Genomic DNA, 22,851 nt, shown 5'->3' with positions numbered 1-22,851 from the left:
CCGTGGCCATGAGCTGGCGCGGCGGAGCGACGGAGCAAGGCATGGTGACCACGGCCGCGATCGAAGGCAAGCGGCACCGGTTCTTCATCGACCGGCAGCTATCCCCGAACAGGTGGAACTCCCCGAATCGAGGCTCGCCATCGTCGCGATCGGGGTCGGGGCCTTCCAATCGATCCGCAACGAGTCGTTCGCGGTGGTCTCCAACATCACGAGCGGCCTGGCCGACCCCATGGTGTACGACGCGAACGCGGAGTGGCCTGCGTACTTCAGCGCGCACCCCAGCCTGACGCAGAAGCTGTCGCCATTGATGTATCACAACCCCGAGATGGAGCACGAGGTCGTCGACCGTCGTATGGATTCTCCGACGTTCGGAGCCACGCAGGTACTGCCGTTCCCACGTGATCCGCGCGCCGTGGTGACCATCGAGCCGGGCGTGCTGATGAGGGTTCGCGGTGACGGCCGATTTCACTACCGCGTGGAATACGATGTGCATCACGGGACCGCGCGGATGCCCGAGCTTTTCGTTCCGGTGCCGAGCGGCGCATCGCTACCCACGTTCGAATCCCCTGGAAATGTCATCGAGGATGACGTCGTCCGGGAGTTGGCGTACGAGTGAGCACCGTGCGGCAGGAGCCTGCGCCCAACCGGATGGCCGGGGTATCCGCTCCGCCCCGCTGGCTGCTTCTGCTTTTCGTCGTCTTCGCCGCCCTTGTCCTGGCCCGCGCGATGAGCGAGGGCGTCTACGACATGTCGGCGGCGCAGGCCGGGGCCAGCGCATTGATCGCTCCGGTTCTCGGGCACACGCGATGGGTGCTGGCGACGACGATGGTCCTGTTCGGAATCGGCTTCACCGTGTACCTCAGGTCGACGGGCCTCGTCGTGCGGCTGCGGGCGCCCTCGGCGCTGCTCGGCACCTGGCACGGGCTGATCGATGCGGTCGAGCGGGTCGCCTGTGCGGCGGCGATCCCGGCGACCGGGTTCGCGTTCGACCGCTTCGGCGGCACCGCCCTGTATGCCGTGTTCGGTGGGTTGCTGGTGACGACGGCGGTCCTGTGGTCCGGCTTCACCACGACGCATCGCGAAGCGCTGGGCGCGACGCCCCTGCACCCGGTGGGTCCCCCGCCCGCGAGTTCGGGTTGAGCCGGCCCACCCGCGTCGTGTGGCCCGGCTCACAGCCGGAATCCCGGTGTGGTCTACGGAGGCCGGAGATGGCAGCCTGTTCGCCGTGATCTCGTGGACCCTGCAGCTCGTGGCCCGTCGCCACGTCGATCTGCAGCGCGTCACGAGCGCGAGCTGTCGGCCCGCCCGCTGATCCCGCGCCGACCTCTCCTCTCACGGACTGACCGTCCCGGCGCCGGGTGCGCCGGGTGCGCCGGGTCCTGGGTCGATCAGGAGTCGCGGCGTGCGCCGGCCGCGACCCTGGAGGCCCCGACATGCCCCCTGCCACCTCTGCACCCCCCGAGCCCGCGCGCACCCGCGGCGAAGGCCAGTGGAAGCTCGGCCATCGCGAACCTCTCAACCCCAACGAGCGGACCAAACGCGACGACGACGGGCTCAACGTCCGGGTCCGGATCGAGACCATCTACGCCCGCGGCGGGTTCGACTCGATCGACCCGTCCGACCTGCGCGGCCGGTTCCGCTGGTGGGGTCTCTACACCCAGCGCAGGCCGGGGATCGACGGCGGCCGCACCGCCGCGCTCGATCCCGAGGAGCTCGATGACCGGTACTTCATGCTCCGGGTGCGCATCGACGGTGGCGCGCTGTCCACCGAGCAGCTGCGCGCCGTCGGCGAGATCAGCGAGACCTACGCCCGCGACACCGCGGACGTCACTGACCGGCAGAACATCCAGTACCACTGGATCCGGGTCGAGGACGTGCCGGCGATCTGGCAGCACCTCGAAGGCGTCGGCCTGTCCACCACCGAGGCCTGCGGCGACACCCCGCGGGTCGTCCTCGGGTCGCCGCTCCCCGGGGTCAGCGCAGCGGAGCGGCTCGACGCCACGCCCGCGATCCAGGCGATCCGCGAGCGCTACATCGGCAGCCCCGAGTTCTCCAACCTGCCCCGCAAGTTCAAGACCGCGATCTCCTGGCACCAGGACGTCGCGCACGAGGTCAACGACGTCTCGTTCGTCGGCGTGGTGCATCCCGAGCATGGCCCCGGGTTCGATGTCTGGGTCGGCGGCGGGCTCTCGACGAACCCGAAGATCGCCCAGCGGCTCGGCGCGTGGGTCCCGCTCGACGAAGTCCCCGAGGTGTGGGCCGGCATCGTCGCGGTCTTCCGCGACTACGGCTACCGCAGGCTGCGCCACCGCGCCCGGATCAAGTTCCTCGTCGCCGACTGGGGAGCCGCCCGGTTCCGCGAGGTGCTGGAGCGGGAGTACCTCGGCCAGCCGCTGATCGACGGCCCCGCCCCGGACGTCCCCGCGGGTCCCGTCGACCACATCGGGGTGCACAAGCAGGTCGACGGGCGCAACTACGTCGGCGTCGCCCCCGCCTCGGGCCGGGTCAGCGGCTCCACGCTGATCGGGCTGGCGAAGGCGGTGGAGGCGGCCAGGTCGCGCCGGGTCCGGCTCACCCCGCAGCAGAAGATCGTCGTGCTCGACGTCGCCGACGACCAGGTCGGCCAGCTCCTCGACGAGCTCGCCGCGCTCGGGCTGTCCGCCGATCCGTCGCCGTGGCGGCGCACCACCATGGCCTGCACCGGGATCGAGTTCTGCAAGCTCGCGATCGTCGAGACGAAGGAGCGGGCCATCCGGCTGGTCGGCGAGCTCGAACGCCGCCTCGCCGACCTGCACCCCGACGTCCCCGTCTCGATCCATCTCAACGGCTGTCCCAACGCCTGCGCCCGCACCCAGACCGCCGACATCGGGCTGAAGGGCCAGATCGTCACCGACGCCGACGGGAACCGAGTCGAGGGTTTCCAGGTGCACCTGGGCGGGGGCCTGGGGCTGGACGCCGGATTCGGCCGCAAGCTGCGCGGGCTCAAGGTGACCAGCGCCGAACTGGGCGACTACATCGAGCGGGTGGTGCGCCGGTTCGTCGCGCAGCGCGAACCCGCCGAGCGCTTCGCGCAGTGGGTCGTCCGCGCGCAGGAGGCGGACCTGACATGACCGAACGCCTCGTGCCCTACCACTGCCCCTACTGCGGCGATCAGGACCTGCGGCCCGCCGAGCCGACCGAGCGGGTGCCCCGCGGCGCCTGGTACTGCGCATCCTGCCTGCGGACCTTCGCCCTCACGTTCGTCGGCGTCGGCGTCCCGGAGGTGGTCCGGTGAGCGACTCGACCCGGTCGGGCCTGCGCGCGCTCGCCCAGCGCGGGGCCGCCGAACTCGGCCCCGACACGACGGCCGAGCAGGTTCTGGCCTGGACCGCGGAGACCTTCGGGGACCGGTTCATCGTGGCCTCGAACATGCAGGACGCCGTGCTGATCGACCTTGCGGCCAGGGCGAAGCCGGGCGTCGAGGTGCTGTTCCTGGACACCGGCTACCACTTCGCCGAGACCATCGGCACCCGCGACGCCGTGGCCGCGACCTACGACGTGCGGCTCGTGGAATCGAACTGCCGTCGATCTACTACGCCCGGCAGGCTGCTCGACCGGGTCCGCACCGCGGCGCTGGCCGCCGAGCCTGCCGCGGTGCTCGCCGATCCGCTGGGCGACCACCCGCGGGTTGCCGCGGCGCTGCTGGAGCGCTACGCCGCCGCCCGGCGAACGTCGTGGCTCCACAACGCGCACGAGGCCGTCGGCCACCCCCGCAGCCCCAGCGCCTTATGGCTCCATAACGTGCCAGCCACCCACGTTCCCAGCACGTTATGGCTCCATAACGCGGGCCGGCGTCGGCCGGGCCTCAGCGCAGCACCGCCTGCGTCTGGGTGACTCGGCAGACGAGCCGCCCGGCGGCGTCATGCACCTCGGTGTCGATGATGATCACCGTCCGGCCCCGGTGCAGCGGCCGCGCCGTCGCCTCGACATGACCGTCGCTCACCCCGCGCAGGAAATGCGCCGTCGAATCGACGGTTGCGGTGCCGGTGGCGCCCTCGGGGAGGTTGAGGAACGCGCTCCAACCCCCGGCCGCGTCCGCGAGGCCGATCAGCGCTCCACCGTGCAGGAGCCCGCCCGCGGTGCACCGGGTCGGGTCCCAGTCCAGCCGCAACCGGACGGCGTCGGGCCCGGCCGCCAGCGCCGAGGCGCCGAGAACGGCGGTGAAGGGCATCGCGGTGTGCAGCTGGGCGGTGAGCTCCGTGGACATACCGGCAACCTCCCCGGTCCGATGCGCCGCTGTCCATTACCTCCGAGGTCATCGATCGACCGCCCCGAGCGCAGTAGGTTCGGTGGTGTGACTGCCGTCCTGACCGCCCCGGCGCCTGGCTCCGGCTTCGGCGCGCTGCTGCGGACCTGGCGGCAACGCCGTCGTATCACCCAGCTCGACCTGGGCATTCAGGCCGACGTCTCGGCACGGCACCTCAGCTTCCTCGAGACCGGACGGTCGCGGCCGAGCCGGGAGATGGTCCTGCACCTTGCCGAGGAGCTCGACGTGCCGCTGCGCGGGCGCAACGAGCTGCTCGTCGCCGCCGGATTCGCACCCGCCTACACCGAGCACGGCCTCGCCGACGCCGAGCTCGGCGAGGTGCGTGGCTCGCTGGACCGCATCCTCGACGGCCACGAGCCCTATCCGGCGGTCGTCGTCGACGGCCGATGGAACCTGGTCGCCGGGAACCGCGCGGTCGCGCTGCTCACGGACCTGGTCGACCCGCGGCTGCTCGCCCCACCCCTCAACGTGCTGCGGGTGAGCCTGCACCCGGACGGGCTCGCGCCGCACGTCACCGACCTGGCGGAGTACGCCGCGCATCTGGTGTCGCGGCTGCGCAGGCAGGTTGCGCGCGCGGCCGATCCGGCTCTGGCGGAGCTACTGGCCGAGCTCACCGGCTACCTGCGCGACGCGGGGCTCGACCCCGCCGCACAGCCGCGCGACCGCATCGTACTGCCGCTGCGGCTGTGCCATCCCGACCAGGAGTTGACCCTGTTCAGCACGGTCGCGGTGCTGGGGGCACCGCTGGACGTGACGCTGGAGGAGATCGCCATCGAGTCGTTCTTCCCGGCCGACGACGCGACCGCGCGGTACCTGCGCACGCGGTTCGGCTGACGGTCGCGGGCACGGTTACGGTCCGGACATGACCTCCCCCGCAACGTCCACCGCTGGTGAGCTCGTCCATCTCGACGTCGCCGACGCCGTCGCGACGATCTGTCTCGACTCCCCCGCCAACCGAAACGCGCTGTCCGCCCAGCTGCGCCGCGAGCTGCTCGGTCATCTCGACACCGCGCTCGCCGACGACGCCGTCCGGGTGATCGTGTTGGCCCATACCGGCCGGGTGTTCTGTGCCGGGATGGACCTCAAGGAGTCCCGCGGGGCGGGCGCGCAGAGCCAGGGCGTCAACGAGTTCCCGGCCATCCTCGAACGGATCTGGACCTCGCCCAAACCCGTCGTCGCCCGGCTGGCCGGGCCGGCCAGGGCCGGCGGTGTGGGACTCGTCGCGGCGTGTGACATCGCCGTCGCGGCGCAGGAGGCGACGTTCGCGTTCAGCGAGGTCCGGATCGGCGTCGTGCCCGCGGTCATCTCGGTGACGGTGCTGCCGCGGCTGCTGCCGCGGGCCGCGCACGAACTGTTCCTCACCGGCGAAACGTTCGACGCGGCCCGCGCCGCGGCCATCGGCCTGCTCAACGCCGCGGTCCCCGCCGCCGACCTCGACGCAGAGGTCGCCCGCTACGTCGAGGCATTGCGGTTGGGCGGTCCGGTCGCGCTGGCCGCGACCAAGGAGTTGCTGCGCCGCGAGCGTCCGTCGTCGATGGCCGAGGACTTCGCGCAGATGCAGGAGCTGTCGGCCGGCTTCTTCGCCGGCGCCGAGGGCCAGGAGGGGATCCGCGCCTTCGCCGAAAAGCGCAGTCCCTCCTGGACCGTGAGTGCGTAACAGTGTTAGAACACTGTTACGCACTCACGGGGGCTCGCCAGCTGGGGTTTCGGCCGCTGAGCCCCAGCGCACGCTCGAAGACCGGAGCCTCGGCGGGCACCGGCACCTCGGGGCCGAACCAGCCACCGTCGCGACCCATCGGCGCGATGCCCGCGACCCCGTCGAGCACGGCCGCGGCCAGCCCGGCCGGGACCTGAAGCTCCCGGCCGGTCGCCGCCGCGACGTCCCAGGCGTGCAACACGAACTCGGCCGTCATCAGCGAGCCGATCGCCGCGGCGGGCATCGGCGTTCCACCCATGTGCGAGTCGCCGTCCCATGCGGCCGGGTCGGCCCAGGCCGCGGCGGTGCGCTCGCCCTGCCGCGCACAGGCCTGCGCCCACTGCTCGACGGGCAGGCCGCGCAGGAACGGGGCGTCGTCGTCGAAACTCCACGTCTTGTCCCACGGCTCGCGGGTCGCTGAACGCTCGGCGAGCAGCAGCCCGAAGGCGAGGTGGTTGACGAGCAGGCGGACGGTGAAGTCTGCACACGGTGACGGGTCGGCGTAGCGCTCGACGGGGGTAGCCCGGATGGTCGCGACGGCGAGATCGACGCTCTGGCGCAGGTGATCGGTACGGTCCATGCCGCGAGCTTGCCCGCCGCCCGCGGCACCGGTCTTGTAGGAACGCGACACCCGCTTACCCTGGCATCGTGTCTCTCGCCGCCCCGGCCGTCGGGCCCGCTCTCGACCGTGCGCTGGGCGTGCTGGGTGGCAGACCGCTGGTCGCGTTGACCGGGGCCGGCCTCTCCACCGACTCCGGGATCCCCGACTACCGCGGCCCCGGCTCGCCCGCCCGCACCCCGATGACCGATGACGAGTTCCGCTCCGGTGAGCCCGCGCGACGCCGCTACTGGGCACGCAGCCATGTCGGCTGGGCCCGGATGTGCCGGGCCCAGCCGAACCCCGGGCATCGCGCGATGGCCACGTTGGAATGGGCCGGGGTGCTCCGCGGCGTGATCACCCAGAACGTCGACGGGCTGCACCGGGCCGCGGGCAGCCGGGCGGTGATCGACCTGCACGGCCGGATCGCCGACGTCGTCTGCCTGGGCTGCCGGCAGGTCACCCCGCGCGACGCGCTACAGGAACGGCTGGCCGCCCTGAACCCCGGTTTCGCCACGGCCGCCGGCACCCGGATCGAGACCGCGCCAGACGGCGACGCGCTGCTCGAGGACACCACGGGCTTCCGCATCGCGCCCTGCGCCGCGTGCGGCGGCGTGCTCAAACCCGACGTCGTGTTCTTCGGCGCGAACGTCCCTCGGGACCGGGTGGTGCGGGCCTACGCCCTGGTCGACGGGCTGGCCCCGGACGCGGGCGGCGGTGCGCTGCTGGTCGCCGGTTCCTCGCTGACGGTCATGTCCGGGCTGCGGTTCGTCCGCCACGCGCAGCGCAGCGGCATCCCCGTCGTGATCGTCAACCGCGGCCGCACCCGAGGCGACGAGTTCGCGAGCGTGCTCGTCGACGGCGGATGTTCCGAGGTGCTCCCGGTCGTCGCCGCCGCGGCGGCCGGTGCCCTCGGCGCGGGCGGATAACGGGTCAGCGGCCCTCGCGCCCGCGGACCACCCGCCGCCACCGGCCCGCCACCATGTCGACGATGCGGTCGACCACGCCCGCGGCACCCCAGCACAGCGGCAGCACGACCACCACGGCCAGCAGCACCTGGAACGGGAAGGCGAGCTGGGTCACCCACAGCTCCACCGCGTCCCACCAGTCGGCCACCGCTCGCACGCATCACACAGTAGACCGGCACCGCCACGACTAGGGTCCCTGGCATGTTCGCCGTGTACGCCGCAGAGCCCAACGCCGACGCACCGCTTGATTCGCTGACCGTCGGCGAGCGCCCCGACCCGCAGGTCCCCGAGGGATGGGTGGCCGTGAACGTCCGCGCCGCCAGCCTCAACCTGCATGACATCTGGACCTTGCGGGGGGTGGGCATCAAGCCCGACCAGTTCCCGATGATCCTCGGGTGCGACGGGGCCGGGACACTCGAAGACGGCACCGAGGTCGTCATCCACTCGATCATCGGCGACCCGGGCTGGAGCGGCGACGAGACGCTCGACCCCCGGCGCACCCTGCTCACCGAGAAGCACCAGGGCACGTTCGCCGACACCGTCGTCATCCCGGCGCGCAACGCGATCCCGAAGCCCGCGGGCATCTCGGCCGTGCACGCGGCGGTGATGGGCACGGCCTGGCTGACCGCCTACCGGATGCTGTTCACCAAGTCCGGGCTCAGACCCGGCCAGACGATGCTCGTGCAGGGCGCCTCGGGCGGCGTCTCGACCGCGCTGATCCAGCTCGGCCGGGCGGCCGGCATGCGGGTGTGGGTGACCGGACGCACCGAGGAGAAGCGCGCGCTCGCCGACAAGCTCGGGGCGCACGCCACGTTCCCGTCCGGCGAGCGGCTGCCCGAGCGGGTGGACGCCGTGTTCGAGTCCGTGGGTGAGGCCACCTGGTCGCATTCGATGCGGGCGCTGCGCCCGGGCGGCACGATCGTGGTCTGCGGCTCCACGAGTGGCCCGAACCCCGGCGCCGACCTGCAGCGGCTGTTCTTCCTGCAGCTGCGGGTGGAGGGTTCGACGATGGGGACCCGCCAGGAGCTCACCGATCTGCTCTCGTTCGTCGCGGCGGCGGGCATCACCCCGGAAGTCGGGCTGGAGCTGCCGATGGACCGGGCCGAGGAGGGATTCCGCGCGATGCTGGACGGGAACACAGCCGGCAAGATCGTGTTTACTCGCTGAGACCGGACGATGGGTATGGCGAGGCGTCTGGTATGCGGGACACCCACATGCTCGACATAGCAAGTACAGTCAGGCATCGTGTCTGAGCCACACTGTCGATCGGCGTCGGGATCGGTGACCACCGTCCCGGCGCCGCGAGTACCAGGTCTGGTCGAGCTGCTCGACCGGCTCGAGCGCGCGGTCGCCGCTGCCCTCATCCCGGTCACCTCGGCGGAGGGTGTCAGCCGGGACGGCTGGCGGGTCCTCCTGATGCTCGCCCGCACCGGCGGATGCAGTATGGGAGAGATCGCCTCACACACCACGTTGCCTGCTCCCACCGCGACCAGAGTGGTCGACCGATTGGTGGCGAGCGACCTCGCCTATCGGCGGAACGATCCGGTCGATCGCCGGAGAGTGCTGGTACATCTCGCCAGGGACGGGCGGGCGCTGGTCGAGCGGGTGTGCGGGCGGGTCGAACGGCGGGTCGGGGCAGCACTCGGCTCCGCACACACCCCCGAACGCGCCCAGCTCGCCAAGCTCCTTCAGCTCCTCGCCGACCGCCGGACCGAGGAGCCGGTGGGGATCTAGCGGGGCGGGCGCTCGGGCCGCTCCAGCAGCGTGGGCACGGGCTACTTCTTGGCCTTGTCCCCGCTGGAGTCGGTGGACAGCGCCGCGACGAAGGCCTCCTGCGGAACCTCGACCCGCCCGATGGTCTTCATCCGTTTCTTGCCCTCCTTCTGCTTCTCCAGCAGCTTGCGCTTGCGGCTGATGTCACCGCCGTAGCATTTGGCCAGCACGTCCTTGCGGATCGCGCGGATCGTCTCGCGGGCGATGATCCGGGATCCGATGGCCGCCTGGATCGGCACCTCGAACTGCTGGCGCGGGATGAGCTCACGCAGCTTCGTGGCCATCATGGTGCCGTAGGCGTAGGCGGCGTCGCGGTGCACGATCGCGGAGAAGGCGTCCACCGGTTCGCTCTGCAGCAGGATGTCGACCTTCACGAGATCCGCCTCCTGCTCGCCGGCCTCCTCGTAGTCGAGCGAGGCGTAACCGCGGGTGCGGCTCTTGAGGGCGTCGAAGAAGTCGAAGATGATCTCGGCGAGCGGCATCGTGTAGCGCAGCTCGACCCGGGTCTCGGACAGGTAGTCCATGCCGCCGAGTTGGCCGCGCCTGCTCTGGCACAGCTCCATGATCGCGCCGATGAACTCCGACGGCGCCAGGATCGTCACCTTGACGGTCGGCTCGAAGATCTGCGCGACCTTACCGGTCGGCCAGTCCGACGGATTGGTCACGGTGATCTCGCGGGTGTCGTCGAGGATCACCCGGTAGACGACGTTGGGCGCGGTGGAGATCAGGTCGAGGTCGTACTCGCGCTCGAGCCGGTCGCGGGTGATCTCCAGATGCAGTAGGCCGAGGAAGCCGCAGCGGAATCCGAACCCGAGCGCCACCGACGTCTCGGGCTCGTAGGTGAGGGCGGCGTCGTTGAGCTGGAGCTTGTCGAGCGCCTCGCGCAGTTCGGGGTACTGCGAGCCGTCCACCGGGTAGAGCCCGGAGTAGACCATCGGCCGCGGCTCGCGGTAGCCGGTGAGCGGCTCGGTGGCGCCGTGGCGTTGGCTCGTCACCGTGTCGCCGACCTTCGACTGCCGGACGTCCTTCACCCCGGTGATCAGATACCCCACCTCGCCGACGCCGAGACCCGCGGACGGCTTGGGTTCCGGGGAGACGATGCCGACCTCGAGCAGCTCGTGGGTGGCGCCGGTGGACATCATCCGGATCCGCTCGCGCGGGGTGATCCTGCCGTCGACGACCCGGATGTAGGTGACCACGCCGCGATAGGTGTCGTAGACCGAGTCGAAGATCATCGCGCGCGCCGGCGCGTTCGAGTCGCCGACCGGCGGTGGGACCTGCCGGACGACCTCGTCGAGCAGCGCGGAAACGCCCAGCCCGGTCTTGGCGGACACGCGCAGCACGTCGTCGGCGTCGCATCCGATGATGTGGGCGATCTCGGCGGCGTAGCGGTCCGGGTCGGCCGCCGGGAGATCGATCTTGTTGAGGACCGGGATGATCACCAGGTCCTTCTCCAGCGCGAGATACAGGTTGGCCAGCGTCTGCGCCTCGATCCCCTGCGCCGCGTCGACCAGCAGGATCGCACCCTCACACGCCTCCAGCGCCCGGCTGACCTCGTAGGTGAAGTCGACGTGGCCCGGGGTGTCGATGAGGTGCAGCACGTGGTCGGTGCCGTCGACGGTCCACGGCAGCCGGACGTTCTGCGCCTTGATCGTGATGCCGCGCTCACGCTCGATGTCCATCCGGTCGAGGTACTGCGCCCGCATGGCGCGCTCCTCGACGACCCCGGTGAGCTGCAGCATCCGGTCGGCCAGCGTCGACTTGCCGTGGTCGATGTGGGCGATGATGCAGAAGTTCCGGATGCGCTCCGGCGGGGTGAACGTGCGGTCGGCGTACGTCGTCACTCACGATTCCATTCAGGCGCGGGTTCGGTTCCATCGTCCCACGCCGCCCGTCGGGCCTCGCAGGTACGGGCGCCGGCCCTTACTCCGCGGTGCGCTGCCGGTCGGCGACCAGCTTCAGGTCCTCGTCCTCCGCCTGCCCCGGTTCGATGTCGGCGGTGCACCACTTGCACTTGACCGCGTCGATCGGCACGAACTCCTTGCAGTACGGGCACTCGTGGCTGCCCTGGGCCCGGAAGTTCCCGAGCCCGATCTTCTTCAGCAGCTTGACCAGCCCGAACAGCACCAGGGCCAGCAGCAGGAAGTTGACCAGCACGGTGAGGAACGCTCCGTAACGGATCTCCGAACCGTTCAGCGTGACCGCCAGCTGGGTGAAGTCGGGCTGCCGGAAGATCGCCGCGACGAACTGCATGATCACGTCGCCCGCCAGGCTGTCGACCAGGGTGGCGAACGCGGTGCCGATGATGAATCCGAGCGCCAGGTCCAGCATGTTGCCGCCCAGCGCGAACGCCTTGAACTCCGACCAGAGACCTCTCATCTCGCACTTCCCTCCTCCGGGCGGAACGCCCGGATCATCGGCATCGGCGGGGAGATGATGCGCGACCGCGTTCCGTCCTGCCACATCTGCGCCGACCATCGGCCGTCGCCGCCGAAAAATTGATATCATTCCGCTAGCGGTTGCGTTCGTCGGCTGCGGAAGAGGGGGAACGATGACCATCAACGACGTCCGGCCCGTGGCCGACCTCCCACTGGTATCGGTCCGGATGCCCGAGCCCGCCGTCCGCGAGCGACCCGCCATGGGGGGCAACGGGTTCCTCGGCCTGCTCACCGGGGTCGTCCTCGTTCTCGGGGTCGGCGGCGGGGGGCTCGCCATGGCCGCCGCGGGCCTCGAGGCGATCGGCGGGGCGCTGGCCATCGTCGGGGTGCCGGCCGGCGCCCTCGTGCTGCGCGGGCTCACCACGGTCGCCCCGAGCGAGGCGAAGGTGCTGCAGTTCTTCGGCCGCTACACCGGGACCGTGCGCACCTCCGGGCTGCGCTGGGTGAACCCGCTGACCAGCAGGCGCAAGGTCTCGACCCGGATCCGCAGCCACGAGAGCGACGTGCTCAAGGTCAACGACTCCGACGGGAACCCGATCGAGATCGCGGCCGTCGTCGTGTGGCAGGTGGCCGACACCGCCCGCGCCGTGTTCGAGGTCGACTCGTTCGTCGAGTTCGTGCACACCCAGACCGAGACCGCCGTCCGGCACATCGCCACCAGCTATCCCTACGACGCCCACGACGCCGGTCTCTCGCTGCGGCAGAATGCGGAGGAGATCACCGAGCGGCTGTCCATGGAGATCAGCGAGCGCGTCGAGTCGGCCGGGGTGCGGATCGTGGAGTCGCGACTCACCCACCTCGCCTACGCCCCCGAGATCGCCGGCGCGATGCTGCAGCGCCAGCAGGCGGGGGCGGTCGTCGCCGCGCGGGAGCGGATCGTCGAGGGCGCGGTGGGGATGGTGGACATGGCGTTGGTCCGGCTGTCCGAGCGTGAGATCGTCGATCTCGACGAGGAGCGCAAGGCGGCGATGGTGAGCAACCTGCTCGTCGTGCTCTGCGGCGACCGGGCCACGCAACCGATCGTCAACGCGGGCTCGCTCTACCAGTGATCCGTGGCTGACCGGAAGAGCTTCCTGCTGCGACTGGACCCTGCGGTGCATGACGCGCTGGCCCACTGGGCCGCCGACGAGCTGCGCAGCACCAACGCGCAGATCGACTATCTACTGCGGGAAGCGCTCAGACAGGCGGGCCGACTGCCCGCGGGCGCCGTCGGTCCGCGCCCGCGGGGCCGCCCGAAGGCGGACAGCTAGCAGCGCCGCGCGGGGTAGGGAACCATCGTCGGCAGCACCACCGAATCGGGGCGCACGAGCCGGGAGGTATCCATCGATGTCCGTCACGCCCATTCCGCCGCTGGACCGCAAGCAGGCGGCGCACGCCGTCCTCACCGCGAAGCAGCGGTTGGGGTTGCGCTGGGAGGCACTCGCCAAGGCGGTCGGCCGCTCCGTCGAGTGGACCACCTCCGCGCTGCTGGGCCAGCAGACGCTCACCGCGGGGCAGGCGGGCGCGGTCGGATCCGCGCTCGACCTCGACCGGGCCGTCGTCGAGGCGCTCACCCTGCCGCCGGTCCGCGGCGCCGAGGCCGTCGACACCACCGACCCGCTCGTCTACCGGCTCACCGAGGTCGTCCAGGTGTACGGCGCGACGATCTCCGAGCTGGTCCGTGAGGAGTTCGGCGACGGCATCGTGAGTGCCATCGACTTCGAGCTGGACCTCGAACGGGTCGCCGACCCGAAGGGCGACCGCGTCAAGATCACCCTGAACGGCAAGTTCCTGCCCTATCGCGTGTGGTGACCGCCCCCTGTGAGTGCGTAACAGTGTTAGAACACTGTTACGCACTCACAGGGGTACGTAGGCTGCGCATTCATGGCCCAGACCGACTCCATCCGGGGTTGGCTCACCGTCGCCGCGGCGTTCCTGTCCATGGGTGTCGTGTTCGGGGTGGCCTACAGCTTCGGGGCGTTCTTCGAGCCGATCGCCGCGGAGTTCGGCAGCGGGAGCGGCGCCACGTCCGTCGTTTTCTCCTTCACCGCGTTCTGCTGGTTCGTGCTCGGCTCGGTCAGCGGGCGCGCCGCCGATCGGTTCGGCCCCCGCCCGGTGCTCCTGATCGGCGCCGTGGCACTGGCCGCCGGGCTGCTGGCGACCGCCACCGTGACCCGGCTCTGGGTGGGCTATCTCACCTACGGCCTCGGTGTGGGGATCGCGGTGGCGTGCGGCTACGTACCGATGGTCGCCGCGGTCAGCGGCTGGTTCGACCGGCGCCGCGGGATCGCGCTCGCCGTCGCCGTGGCCGGGATCGGGGTCGGCACCCTCGCCGGGGCGCCGCTGGCCGCCGCGCTCATCGACGCCCACGGCTGGCGGCGGACCGAGGTCGTGTTCGGCCTCGGCGGGGCGCTGCTGCTACTGGCGTGCGCCGCCGTCGCGCAGCGCCCACCCGAGGCGCACGGCGATCCGCCGCTGCCGGTGCGCGCCCTCGTGCGCACCGGCGCGTTCCGTTCGCTCTACGCCTCGACGCTGCTCGCCTCGCTCGCGTTGTTCGTGCCGTTCGTGTTCCTGCCCGCGTTCGCCAGCGGCATCGGCGTGTCGCCGGTGCTCGCCGCAGGCCTCGTCGGGGCGATCGGCATGGCCAGCGTCCCCGGCAGGCTCGCGATCGGCGGACTCGCCGACCGGATCGGCCGCATCCGCACCTACCAGATCAGCTACGCGATCATCGCCGTCAGCTTCCCGTTCTGGCTGGTGGCGACGTCGTTTCCCGTGCTGCTGGTGTTCGCGACCGTGCTCGGCGTCGGCTACGGCGGCTGGGTCGCGTTGCAGCCGGCGGTCGTCGCCGAGGTGTTCGGGCTGCGTGGCCTCGGCGGCCTGGTGGGGCTCATCTACACCGCGGGCGGGATCGGGGCGCTGTTCGGTCCGCCCGCAGCCGGGGCGCTGATCGACCTCACCGGGGGCTACCGATGGTCCATCGCGGCCGCCATGCTGTGCGGTGTCGGCGCATTCGCCGCACTCCTGCCCCTGGGCCGGGGCGGTTCTCCGACGTCGCCGCAGCGCTGTTAGCATGGTCAGCCGAGTGTTCGGCGTGCTCGCTCGATCCGGGTCTGCCCCTGATCCGGGTCGCGCCGCCGAAGCCCCGTAAACGTCCCAGGCAGGAAGAACTCGAGGCAGACGCGTGGCCAACATCAAGTCCCAGATCAAGCGGGTCAAGACCAACGAGAAGCGCCGGCAGCGCAACAAGTCGGTCAAGTCCGCCGTGCGGACGGCGGTTCGGCGCTTCCGTGAGGCCGCCGAGGCCGGCGACACTGACAAGGCCATCGAGTTGCAGAAGGCCGCCGCCAAGGCGCTCGACAAGGCTGCCAGCAAGGGCGTGATCCACAAGAACCAGGCGGCCAACCGCAAGTCCGCGATGGCCAAGCGGGCCCACTCCCTGGTCGGGAGCGCGTAACCCCGCGCCGGTCCGGAGCGAGTTCCCCGTAGGGCCGGTCCGAGCCGGCCTGACGCCGATGGCGCTGCCCACTCCCGCGGGGCAGCGCCATCGGCGTGCTCGGAACCGCCCGCGACGGGCTCAGTGCATCCCGCGGGCCTCGACGATCCGGCGCACCGCCCGCTCCAGCGCGTAGCCGGGATCGACCGCCGCCCCCTTGACGTCGGCGTTGACCGCGGCGGCCGCCGCAAACGCCGTCGACAGCCCCTCGGGACGCCACGCCCGCACCTGCCCCTGGGCCTTGCGGATCTTCCACGGCGGCATGCCGAGGACGCCGGCGAGCCGGTTGGGGTCGCCCCGCCCGGCCGCACCGACCTTGGCCAGCGTCCGCACGGCGTCGGCCAGCGCGTCGGCGACCAGCACCGGGGCCACCCCGAGCACCAGCGCCCAGCGCAGCGCCTCGAGCGCACCCGCCTGGTCGCCCGCCACGGCCTTGTCCGCCACCACGAATCCCGAGACCTCGGCACGGCCACGGTGGTAGCGACGCACGGCCTGCTCGTCGACGACCCCGCCGGTGTCGGCCACCAGTTGCGCCGTCGCGGCGGCGAGCGCGCGCAGGTCGGACCCCACGGCCTCGATGACCGCGGCGACAGCGGCACCGGTGATCTTCCCGCCGAGACGGCGTACCTCGTCCCGGACGAAACCGACCCGCTCCTCCTGACGGGTGAGTCGCTCACAGCGAGTCAGCACGGCGCCCACCTTGCGCAGATCGTCGGCGAGCGACTTGCCGCGCGCCCCGCCGGGGTGCAGGACGATCAGCACGATGCGCTCGGCGGGTTCGGCGGCGTAGCGGGTGAGGGCCGCGGTCAGCTCCTTGCCCGCCTCGTGCGCGCCCGCGACCACCACCACCCGGCCCTCGTCGAACAGCGAGGGGCTCAGATACTCGGACAGCTGTCCGGGGGTGAGGTCGGTGGCACGGAGGCGGCGCACCTCGGTCTGCGGGTCGGCCGCTTGCGCCGCGGCCACCACCGCCCGCACCGAGCGCTCCACCAGCAGCTCCTCCTCGCCCACGATCAGCTGCAGCGGTGCGGGGACGGACGGTGCGGAAGCGCAGCGGGTCACGCTCGCCATGGTGGCCCACCGGCGCCCGGGGAGGTGATCCGGCTGCCGGATATCGAACCCCGGCTGGGCGGAACGGGCGTTCGTATCGTAACGTGTCCGCGATCCCGCCGGACCCGCCGTTGGTACCCGGGAGACAACCGCATATGGCTCATCCAGAGGGGCAGAGGGAACGGCCCGACGAAGCCCCGGCAACCGGCGTCGCGCGAGCATCGCGCGCGACGATCACGGTGCCAATTCCGACCCGCAGCGCGCGGGGAAGATGAGGAGACCTCACGATGACACTGACTGCCGACGTCCAGGCCACCGCTCTCGATCTCGGGCCCGCTCGTGCCCTCTCCTGCCGCGAGTGCGGCCATCGGACCGCACTCGCCGCCGAGTTCGCCTGCCCGCAGTGCTTCGGCCCGCTCGAGGTCGCCTACGAGTTCGCCGGGGTCACCCGCGAGTCGATCGAGGCCGGCCCGAAGTCGATCTGGCGCTACCGCCATCTGCTGCCGGTTCCCTCCGACGTCCGGACCCACCCCAACACCGAGCCCGGGCTGACCCGGCTCATCCAGGCCGACCGGCTCGCCGCCGAGCTGGACGTACGGAAGCTGTGGGTGAAGGACGACACCGGAAACCCCACCCACTCCTTCAAGGACCGGGTCGTCGCCGTCGCGCTGGCCGCGGCCCGTGAGCTCGGCTTCACCGTGCTGTGCTGCCCCTCCACCGGGAACCTCGCCAATGCGGTCGCCGCCGCGGCGGCCAGGGCGGGTTGGGACTCGGTCGTCCTCATCCCCTCCTCTCTGGAACCGGCCAAGATCCTCACCACCGCCGTCTACGGCGGCACCCTGATCGCCGTGGACGGCACCTACGACGACGTGAACCGGCTCGCCACCGAGCTCGCCGCCGAACATGACGACTGGGCGTTCGTGAACGTCAACGTCCGGCCGTACTACGCCGAGGGTTCCAAGACCCTGGGATACGAGGTGGCCGAGCAGCTCGGCTGGCGGCTGCCCGACCAGATCGTCGTCCCGGTGGCGTCGGGCTCGCAGCTGACCAAGGTGGACAAGGGCTTCACCGAGTTCGCCTCGCTGGGTCTGGTCGAGCCCACCGGGTATCGGGTGTTCGGCGCCCAGGCCGCCGGCTGCTCGCCGGTCGCGAAGGCGTTCGAGGACGGCCACGATCTCGTCGCGCCGGTCCGCCCCGACACGATCGCGCGATCGCTGGCCATCGGCAATCCGGCCGACGGCCCCTACGTGCTCGACGTCGTCCGCCGCACCGGCGGGGCGGTCGGTCACGTCACCGACGAGGAGATCGTCGAGGGGATCCGGCTGCTCGCCCGCACGGAGGGCGTGTTCGCTGAGACCGCGGGCGGGGTCACCGTCGCGACCGCGAAGAAGCTGATCGAAACCGGGAAGCTCGACCCGGACGCCGAGACCGTCCTGCTGATCACCGGGGACGGACTCAAGACCCTCGACGCAGTGTCCGGTCAGGTCGGCCCGACCGCGAGCGTGCCGTCCACCACCAAGGCTGTCCGCGAGGTTCTGGCCGGGCGCGGCTGAGCGGCGTCGGCGCCGGCGGGCGGGTAGCGGGTCGCCGCGGCTGACCAGGGTCAGCTCGTCCGTCCCGGCGTTGTCGCGCGCCGTGACGACGGCGGTGTCGCCGGCCAGATCGGTTCGGCGCACCGCTACCCCGGCCCGGATGAGGACATCCATCAGATGCGGGCTCGGATGGCGGTAGGTGTTGCCCGCACCCACGCTGACCAGGGCAACCCGCGGTGCGACGGCGCTCAGGAAGGCCGCGGAGCTGTAGCGCGAGCCGTGGTGGGGCATCTTGAGCACGTCGGCGCGCAGCGGAATCCCCGCCGCGAGCAGGTCTGCCTGGCCTGCCAGCTCGACGTCGCCGGTGAGCAGCACCGTGCCCGCCGCGGTAGCTGCCCGCACGACCAGCGAACCGTCATTCACCGCGGTGCCGTCGTCGGGATCGACCCACTCCGCGGGGTGGGCCGGACCGATGACCTCGAGCGTCAACGCGGGCCATGCCAACCGTTGCCCGGCCACCAGCCCGACGAGCGGCGCGCCTGCCGCCGCGGCCTGCCTGCCCACCAGCTCAAGCGCCCAACCCGGCTGTCGGGACGGCCCGACCGCAACGGCGCCCGCCGCCCGCCCGCGCAGCGCCCCGGCCAACCCGCCGACGTGGTCGGCGTGCAGGTGGCTGAGCACGACGAGATCGAGCGCGCGGATCCCGAGCCGGCGAAGGCATCCGTCGACCGGCCCGTCCTCCGGGCCGGCGTCGATCAGCACGGCCCGCCCCGGCCGGCCGGTGGCGAGCACCAGCGCGTCGCCCTGGCCGACATCGCAGGCGACGACGGCCCATCCGATGGGTGGCCAGCCCGGCGGCACGATCCGGGTCGGGACCAGCACCAGCAGCAGCCCGAGCAGCGCCGCCAGCAGCACCGTGCGCCGCCGCGGCGAACGCCCGAGGGCGATCGCGGCCAGCAGCACACCGGCGAGCAGCATCGCACCGCCCCACCCTGTGGGCCAGGCCACCAATGCTCCCGGGACCGCGGCGGCTCGGTCGGCCACCGTGACCAGCCAGCCGACGGCGGGCCCGGCCAGCCAGGCACACCCCTGGGCGAGCGGGGCGCTCAGCGGGGAGAGCGCCGCGGCCAGCACACCGAGCACGGTGGCGGGCGCGACCGCGGGCACCACCAACAGGTTCGCGACGACCGAGACCAGGCTGACCTGGCCGCTGAGGCCGGCGATGAGCGGGGCGGTGGCGAGGCCGGCCGCGGTCGGCACCACCAGCGCCTCGGCCGCGCCGGGCGGCACGCCGCGGCGGCGAAGTGCGCCCGCCCACCCCGGCGCGACGAGCACCAGCGCCGCGGTGGCCAGCGCGGACAAGGCGAAGCCCGGATCGATCGCGAGGCGCGGATCGGCCAGCAGCAGGGCCAGCGCCGCGGCGGCGAGCGCCGGGACGGCGGAGCGGCGCCTGCCCAGCGCGAGGGCCAGCAGCACCACTCCGCCCATGACGGCGGCGCGCAGCACGCTCGGCGACGGCCGGGCCAGCACCACGAACCCGAGGATCGCCGCGCCGGCGCAGACCGCGGCGAGCCGCGGATCGGCCCGCAGCAGCCGCAGCAGTCCGAGCACCGCACCACCGATGATCGCGAGATTTGCGCCGCTGACGGCCGTCAGATGGGTGAGCCCGGCGGCGCGGAAATCCTCCTCCACCTCGGCTGGGACCCCGCGGGTGTCGCCGATCGCCAGACCGGGCAGCAGGCCCGCCGAGCCGTCCGGCAGCACCCGCGCGGCGTCCCGCAGTCCGTCGCGCAGCACTCCGGCCGCACCCTGCCACCACGAGGGCGGGCCGATATCGCGCGGTGGATCCGCCACCCGCAACACAGCGATCGTCAGGTCCCGGCGCTGGGCGGGAACGAGCCGCCCGTCCGCGGTGACCTGCTGGCCGGGCAGCAGCTCGGCCCACCCCTCGGGCGGGGCGAGCAACACCACCCGGCCGGCGGAGACCCAGGTCTCGGCTCCGATCTGGATGCTGACCAACTCGGCGGGCACCAGCACCTGCGTGACGCCGCCGGGTCGCGAGCCGTAGCCTGCGCCGCGCAGCGGCCTCGGGTCGTCGGACAGCTCGACCCGCAGGGTGGCCGACGCACCGCGCTCGGCCGCCGCCGCCAGCGGGTGGCCCTGGACCAGGAACGCGTGCGTGCTCACCAGAACGCCGGCCGCGGCGGCGGCTCCGGCGGCCGCGAGCACGGCGGCCGGCCACCGGCGCCGCCGGGTCAACAGGGCGGCGGCGGCCGCCGCGACGGTCGCCACGCCGGTCACGACAAGAGCGGCGAGGGTCCCGGCCAGCAGCCCGAGCAGCATCGTCGCCCAGGCCGCCAGTGCGGCCGGAACGAGCCGCAGGTCGACGGGCGCCCGCGGCTCGTCGGGCGCGGCCATCAGACGGTCACCAGATCGCGCAGCTGACCGAACCGGCGGGCACCGATGCCCTCGATCTCCCGCAGCTGTTCGACCCGGCTGAACCGGCCGTTGCGGGTCCGCCACTCCACGATCCGCGATGCGGTGACGGGCCCCACCCCGGGCAGCCCGTCGAGCTGCTCGACGGTGGCCCGGTTCAGGTCGATCTTGCCGCGGGCTGCGGGCCGGCCTGCGCCCTGGGCGCCACCGCCCCCGTCGGGCGCCCCGGGCACGCCGACCGCGATCTGCTCGCCGTCGACGACCCGGCGGGCCAGGTTCGTCGCGGTGAGATCGGCCCCGGGCAGCGGCCCGCCGGCCACCTCGATGACGTCGGCGACCCGCGACCCCTCCGGCACCCGCACCAGACCGGGCCGAACCACCTTGCCCACGACGCTGACCACCAGCGGCGCCGCCGCATCGGCTGAAGCCGGCGCCGCGGCGCCGGTCGGATCCGGGCTGACGGTGACCAGACCGGCCGCGGGCAACGCGGGCACCGGCTCCGGCCGGGGCCGGCCCACCCACACCCCCACCGCGGCGACAATCGCCGCGATCGCCGTGACCAGCGTCAGCGCGACGGCGCCGGGGCGGCCGGGATCGAGTCGCGCACCACGCCAGCCCTCCGGAACCCACCGGCGCACGGCCGAACCGGCCCTGCCGCGGATGGCCGTCCCGACCCGGGTTCCGACACCGGCCCGCTGGGCTTCGGCCGGGGCGGCCGTGATCGGCAGCGGCACGGTCGGCGACTCCTCGGCGAGCTCCGGACGCGTCGCGAGCGCGCCCAGCACGCTCGCGAGGCGCCCTCCGGCATCCCCTGACCGAACCACGGCGCCGACGTTAGAGCCGGCGGATGCCCGGCGGCCCCAGATCGTCGGAGACTGTGGACAGCCGGACCCCGATGGGGACAACCCGGCCAGCCCGCGACCCGCCGGCCCGGAATCGTCGGTGCCGAATGGCAGGCTGGGCCGGGGGCGTCAGCTGTCCCGGCGCGGCACCACCACCACCCCGAGCAGTCCCACCCCGGCGTGCGCACCGATCACTGCGCCGACCTCGGACACCAGCAGCCGCGCCGCGTCCGGCAGCCGTTCCCGCAGCCGTTCGGCCACCTCGTCCGCCCGGCTCGCGGCTCCCAGGTGATGGACGGCCAGGTCGGCGCCCGCCCCCGCCGCCTGTGCGGCGAGATCGACGAGCCGTTGGACCGCGCGCGCGGTGGTCCGCACCTTCTCCAGGGCCATGATCCGGCCCTCGGCCAGGTGCAACAGAGGCTTGACCGCCAGCGCCGTGCCGAACAGTGCGGCCGCCGCGCCGATCCGGCCACCGCGGCGCAACCGGTCGAGGTTGTCGACGGAGAAGAACACCCGGCAGCGCCCGGCCACATCGGCCGCCGCCGCCTCGACCTCTGCCTCGCAGGCGTCGGCGTCGGCGGCGTCGGCCGCGGCGAGCACCGCGTAGCCGAGTCCCATCGCCAGCGCTCTGGAGTCGACGACCCGCACCCGGCCCGCGCCGACCCCCTCGGCGGCCAGCCGAGCCGCCTCCCAGGTCCCGGACAGTTCACGGGACAGATGCACCGACACCACCCCGCTGGCCCCCGCGTCGAGCGCCTCGCGGAACACCGCGGCGAAGGCGGCAGGCGTGGGGCGGGAGGTCTGCACGTCGAGGCACCGGTCGGCGAGCGCGGCGATCAGCTCCGCCGGTCCGATGTCGGCGCCGTCACGACCGATCCGGTCACCGATCCGGACCTCGAGCGGAACGATGCGGATGCCGCGCTCGGCGGCAAGGCCAGGGGGAAGGTAGGCGGTCGAATCGGTCACCACGGCGACGGGCACGAGCCACCCTATGACAGAGGCGTGGACCGGTCGCGGACCCGTCCGGCGAGCCGCGCCGCCAGCGCCGCACCTACCCGCGCGTGGGCCTCCCATCCCCAGTGGAGGCCGTCCGGGTTACCGCGACCGCTGTGCACATGCTCCCCGACCAGCGCCGGGAGGTCCAGGAGCGCGACCTGGGCCGCGGCGGCCCAGCCCCGCGTCGCCCGCTCGGCGGCACGCCGGCCGGGATGCATCCCGCCGTAGGCGGGCGCTCGATGCACCGAGGGCAGCATCGCGACGACGGGGATGCCCGGCCGGATCATCGTCACCGCGCGCCGGCAACGCTCCAGGTAGCCGACGGTGAGCCGCGGGGGCAACGCGACAGGGCCGCCGCCGGGCAACACACCCAGCGCCCGGCTGAGCGCCGGTTGCGTCCGTTGGTAGCCGGAGCGGACGGCGCGGCGCAGCGGTTCGGGCCGCAGCACCGGGATCAGTTCCCGCAACGCGGTCGGCAGCGGCGAGGGCAGGCTGTCCATCCCGCCGACGCCGAGCACCAACGCGTCGACCTGGGATAACACCGACCAGACGCGGGGATCGTGGGTCAGCGCGTGCCAGGCGTGCCGAGCCGTCCAGCCGATACCGGCCACCAGTTCCGCGCGTCCGCCCAACGCGGCGGCGGCGACATTGGGCCATAGCCGCGGCTCGTCGGCGGGCTCGGCGCGCACCGGGCCGTGAAAGGCGAGGGAGTCGGCGAGCACGAGCAGGACCGGCCCGGCCACC

26 protein-coding genes, 1 pseudogene and 1 riboswitch are annotated in these 22,851 nt (G+C 72.6%); of the genes and pseudogenes, 17 read left to right on the top strand and 10 right to left on the bottom strand.

Features of this window, described 5'->3' with window-relative positions; all coding sequences use genetic code 11:
* The first annotated feature begins 112 nt into the window (after positions 1-112).
* From G567_RS0111575 to G567_RS35460, 6 genes are all read left to right on the top strand, one after another.
* A complete protein-coding gene (locus G567_RS0111575) occupies positions 113-616 on the top strand; it encodes a hypothetical protein (protein ID WP_028930122.1) in 504 nt (167 codons plus the stop codon).
* Complete coding sequence (locus G567_RS0111570) at positions 613-1,140, top strand: hypothetical protein (RefSeq protein WP_028930121.1); 528 nt, start codon at positions 613-615, stop codon at positions 1,138-1,140. The genes G567_RS0111575 and G567_RS0111570 overlap by 4 nt, the downstream gene beginning before the upstream one ends.
* A 19-nt stretch (positions 1,141-1,159) precedes the next feature.
* Positions 1,160-1,312 (top strand): putative leader peptide, encoded by a 153-nt coding sequence (locus G567_RS37150; protein ID WP_373865879.1) that lies wholly within the window; start codon positions 1,160-1,162, stop codon positions 1,310-1,312.
* A 121-nt stretch (positions 1,313-1,433) separates the two neighbouring features.
* Positions 1,434-3,110 carry a nitrite/sulfite reductase gene (locus G567_RS0111560; protein WP_028930120.1) on the top strand — a complete coding sequence of 559 codons (1,677 nt, stop codon included), beginning with the start codon at positions 1,434-1,436 and terminating at the stop codon, positions 3,108-3,110.
* Complete coding sequence (locus G567_RS0111555) at positions 3,107-3,274, top strand: hypothetical protein (protein ID WP_028930119.1); 168 nt, start codon at positions 3,107-3,109, stop codon at positions 3,272-3,274. Before G567_RS0111560 ends, G567_RS0111555 begins: the two co-directional genes overlap by 4 nt.
* On the top strand, positions 3,271-3,873 hold the full coding sequence (locus G567_RS35460; protein ID WP_084796066.1) for a phosphoadenosine phosphosulfate reductase domain-containing protein: 603 nt from the start codon (positions 3,271-3,273) through the stop codon (positions 3,871-3,873). Before G567_RS0111555 ends, G567_RS35460 begins: the two co-directional genes overlap by 4 nt.
* Here G567_RS35460 and G567_RS0111545 read toward each other — a convergent pair.
* Positions 3,845-4,246, bottom strand: coding sequence for a PaaI family thioesterase (locus G567_RS0111545; RefSeq protein WP_028930118.1), 402 nt, complete (start codon positions 4,244-4,246; stop codon positions 3,845-3,847). The two genes, G567_RS35460 and G567_RS0111545, sit on opposite strands and share 29 nt — an antisense overlap.
* An 87-nt stretch (positions 4,247-4,333) precedes the next feature.
* Here G567_RS0111545 and G567_RS0111540 point away from each other — a divergent pair, with 87 nt between their 5' ends.
* Together G567_RS0111540 and G567_RS0111535 are read left to right on the top strand one after the other, a co-directional pair.
* On the top strand, positions 4,334-5,140 hold the full coding sequence (locus G567_RS0111540) for a helix-turn-helix domain-containing protein (protein WP_245585634.1): 807 nt from the start codon (positions 4,334-4,336) through the stop codon (positions 5,138-5,140).
* Positions 5,141-5,168: 28 nt separating this feature from the next.
* Complete coding sequence (locus tag G567_RS0111535) at positions 5,169-5,963, top strand: enoyl-CoA hydratase-related protein (protein WP_028930116.1); 795 nt, start codon at positions 5,169-5,171, stop codon at positions 5,961-5,963.
* A gap of 16 nt (positions 5,964-5,979) precedes the next feature.
* Here G567_RS0111535 and G567_RS28255 read toward each other — a convergent pair whose 3' ends face one another.
* Complete coding sequence (locus tag G567_RS28255; protein WP_147200918.1) at positions 5,980-6,582, bottom strand: TIGR03086 family metal-binding protein; 603 nt, start codon at positions 6,580-6,582, stop codon at positions 5,980-5,982.
* Positions 6,583-6,650: 68 nt separating this feature from the next.
* Here G567_RS28255 and G567_RS0111525 point away from each other — a divergent pair, with 68 nt between their 5' ends.
* Positions 6,651-7,529, top strand: a complete 879-nt coding sequence (locus G567_RS0111525; RefSeq protein ID WP_028930115.1) for a Sir2 family NAD-dependent protein deacetylase — start codon at positions 6,651-6,653, stop codon at positions 7,527-7,529.
* A gap of 4 nt (positions 7,530-7,533) precedes the next feature.
* Here the strand turns inward: G567_RS0111525 and G567_RS0111520 are convergent, their stop codons facing one another.
* Positions 7,534-7,725, bottom strand: coding sequence for a hypothetical protein (locus G567_RS0111520; protein ID WP_028930114.1), 192 nt, complete (start codon positions 7,723-7,725; stop codon positions 7,534-7,536).
* A 44-nt stretch (positions 7,726-7,769) separates the two neighbouring features.
* On the opposite strand from G567_RS0111520, the gene G567_RS0111515 reads away from it, so the two are divergent.
* Together G567_RS0111515 and G567_RS0111510 are read left to right on the top strand one after the other, a co-directional pair.
* Entirely contained in the window at positions 7,770-8,735 is a 966-nt protein-coding gene (locus tag G567_RS0111515; protein ID WP_028930113.1) for a zinc-binding dehydrogenase, read from the top strand.
* A gap of 114 nt (positions 8,736-8,849) precedes the next feature.
* On the top strand, positions 8,850-9,302 hold the full coding sequence (locus G567_RS0111510) for a MarR family winged helix-turn-helix transcriptional regulator (RefSeq protein ID WP_028930112.1): 453 nt from the start codon (positions 8,850-8,852) through the stop codon (positions 9,300-9,302).
* A 41-nt stretch (positions 9,303-9,343) separates the two neighbouring features.
* Here the strand turns inward: G567_RS0111510 and lepA are convergent, their stop codons facing one another.
* Complete coding sequence (gene lepA / locus G567_RS0111505) at positions 9,344-11,185, bottom strand: translation elongation factor 4 (RefSeq protein ID WP_028930111.1); 1,842 nt, start codon at positions 11,183-11,185, stop codon at positions 9,344-9,346.
* A 79-nt stretch (positions 11,186-11,264) separates the two neighbouring features.
* Complete coding sequence (gene mscL, locus G567_RS28250; RefSeq protein ID WP_051232792.1) at positions 11,265-11,720, bottom strand: large conductance mechanosensitive channel protein MscL; 456 nt, start codon at positions 11,718-11,720, stop codon at positions 11,265-11,267.
* 172 nt (positions 11,721-11,892) lie between these two features.
* Here mscL and G567_RS0111495 point away from each other — a divergent pair, with 172 nt between their 5' ends.
* The 5 genes from G567_RS0111495 to rpsT all read left to right on the top strand — a co-directional run bounded on the left by G567_RS0111495 (position 11,893) and on the right by rpsT (position 15,212).
* Entirely contained in the window at positions 11,893-12,828 is a 936-nt protein-coding gene (locus G567_RS0111495) for an SPFH domain-containing protein (RefSeq protein ID WP_028930110.1), read from the top strand.
* Between the two features lie 3 nt (positions 12,829-12,831).
* Positions 12,832-13,029, top strand: a complete 198-nt coding sequence (locus G567_RS0111490) for a type II toxin-antitoxin system antitoxin (protein WP_028930109.1) — start codon at positions 12,832-12,834, stop codon at positions 13,027-13,029.
* A gap of 76 nt (positions 13,030-13,105) precedes the next feature.
* Positions 13,106-13,570: a cyanase gene (cynS, locus tag G567_RS0111485; protein ID WP_186814179.1), complete on the top strand. Its 465-nt coding sequence runs from the start codon at positions 13,106-13,108 to the stop codon at positions 13,568-13,570.
* Between the two features lie 72 nt (positions 13,571-13,642).
* Positions 13,643-14,827, top strand: coding sequence for an MFS transporter (locus tag G567_RS28245; RefSeq protein ID WP_037056850.1), 1,185 nt, complete (start codon positions 13,643-13,645; stop codon positions 14,825-14,827).
* 112 nt (positions 14,828-14,939) lie between these two features.
* Positions 14,940-15,212, top strand: a complete 273-nt coding sequence (gene rpsT, locus G567_RS0111475) for a 30S ribosomal protein S20 (protein WP_028930107.1) — start codon at positions 14,940-14,942, stop codon at positions 15,210-15,212.
* Between the two features lie 120 nt (positions 15,213-15,332).
* Here rpsT and holA read toward each other — a convergent pair whose 3' ends face one another.
* Positions 15,333-16,322, bottom strand: a complete 990-nt coding sequence (gene holA, locus G567_RS0111470; RefSeq protein WP_037056848.1) for a DNA polymerase III subunit delta — start codon at positions 16,320-16,322, stop codon at positions 15,333-15,335.
* 136 nt (positions 16,323-16,458) lie between these two features.
* A riboswitch (SAM riboswitch) is annotated at positions 16,459-16,579 on the top strand.
* A gap of 9 nt (positions 16,580-16,588) precedes the next feature.
* Here holA and thrC point away from each other — a divergent pair.
* The gene (gene thrC / locus G567_RS33125; protein ID WP_084796064.1) at positions 16,589-17,854 is read left to right on the top strand and encodes a threonine synthase; all 1,266 of its coding nucleotides are present in this window, start codon (positions 16,589-16,591) and stop codon (positions 17,852-17,854) included.
* A gap of 249 nt (positions 17,855-18,103) precedes the next feature.
* Here thrC and G567_RS28240 read toward each other — a convergent pair.
* From G567_RS28240 to octT, 4 genes and pseudogenes are all read right to left on the bottom strand, one after another.
* Positions 18,104-20,176, bottom strand: a pseudogene (locus G567_RS28240) (ComEC/Rec2 family competence protein); the annotation flags it as partial.
* Between the two features lie 74 nt (positions 20,177-20,250).
* Positions 20,251-21,093, bottom strand: a complete 843-nt coding sequence (locus tag G567_RS0111460) for a ComEA family DNA-binding protein (RefSeq protein WP_245585633.1) — start codon at positions 21,091-21,093, stop codon at positions 20,251-20,253.
* A gap of 147 nt (positions 21,094-21,240) precedes the next feature.
* The gene (locus G567_RS0111455; protein ID WP_028930104.1) at positions 21,241-22,092 is read right to left on the bottom strand and encodes a DegV family protein; all 852 of its coding nucleotides are present in this window, start codon (positions 22,090-22,092) and stop codon (positions 21,241-21,243) included.
* A gap of 8 nt (positions 22,093-22,100) precedes the next feature.
* Entirely contained in the window at positions 22,101-22,850 is a 750-nt protein-coding gene (gene octT / locus G567_RS0111450; protein WP_028930103.1) for a diglucosylglycerate octanoyltransferase, read from the bottom strand.
* Position 22,851 lies beyond the last annotated feature (1 nt).

Origin of the sequence: Pseudonocardia asaccharolytica DSM 44247 = NBRC 16224 (genome assembly GCF_000423625.1) — a bacterium.
Classification (GTDB): Bacteria; Actinomycetota; Actinomycetes; order Mycobacteriales; family Pseudonocardiaceae; genus Pseudonocardia; species Pseudonocardia asaccharolytica.
Note: the sequence above shows the minus strand (reverse complement) of the source record. Positions and strands in the feature narration are given on the sequence as shown.

What these genes read in the sequence shown, in the direction of transcription:
- G567_RS0111560 (WP_028930120.1), top strand. Translation starts at nt 1,434, where the DNA reads ATGCCCCCTGCCACCTCTGCACCCCCCGAGCCCGCGCGCACCCGCGGC.
- G567_RS0111545 (WP_028930118.1), bottom strand. Translation starts at nt 4,246, where the DNA reads ATGTCCACGGAGCTCACCGCCCAGCTGCACACCGCGATGCCCTTCACC.
- G567_RS0111495 (WP_028930110.1), top strand. Translation starts at nt 11,893, where the DNA reads ATGACCATCAACGACGTCCGGCCCGTGGCCGACCTCCCACTGGTATCG.
- mscL (WP_051232792.1), bottom strand. Translation starts at nt 11,720, where the DNA reads ATGAGAGGTCTCTGGTCGGAGTTCAAGGCGTTCGCGCTGGGCGGCAAC.
- G567_RS28245 (WP_037056850.1), top strand. Translation starts at nt 13,643, where the DNA reads ATGGCCCAGACCGACTCCATCCGGGGTTGGCTCACCGTCGCCGCGGCG.
- cynS (WP_186814179.1), top strand. Translation starts at nt 13,106, where the DNA reads ATGTCCGTCACGCCCATTCCGCCGCTGGACCGCAAGCAGGCGGCGCAC.
- holA (WP_037056848.1), bottom strand. Translation starts at nt 16,322, where the DNA reads ATGGCGAGCGTGACCCGCTGCGCTTCCGCACCGTCCGTCCCCGCACCG.
- G567_RS0111515 (WP_028930113.1), top strand. Translation starts at nt 7,770, where the DNA reads ATGTTCGCCGTGTACGCCGCAGAGCCCAACGCCGACGCACCGCTTGAT.
- thrC (WP_084796064.1), top strand. Translation starts at nt 16,589, where the DNA reads ATGACACTGACTGCCGACGTCCAGGCCACCGCTCTCGATCTCGGGCCC.
- G567_RS0111535 (WP_028930116.1), top strand. Translation starts at nt 5,169, where the DNA reads ATGACCTCCCCCGCAACGTCCACCGCTGGTGAGCTCGTCCATCTCGAC.
- G567_RS28255 (WP_147200918.1), bottom strand. Translation starts at nt 6,582, where the DNA reads ATGGACCGTACCGATCACCTGCGCCAGAGCGTCGATCTCGCCGTCGCG.
- G567_RS0111555 (WP_028930119.1), top strand. Translation starts at nt 3,107, where the DNA reads ATGACCGAACGCCTCGTGCCCTACCACTGCCCCTACTGCGGCGATCAG.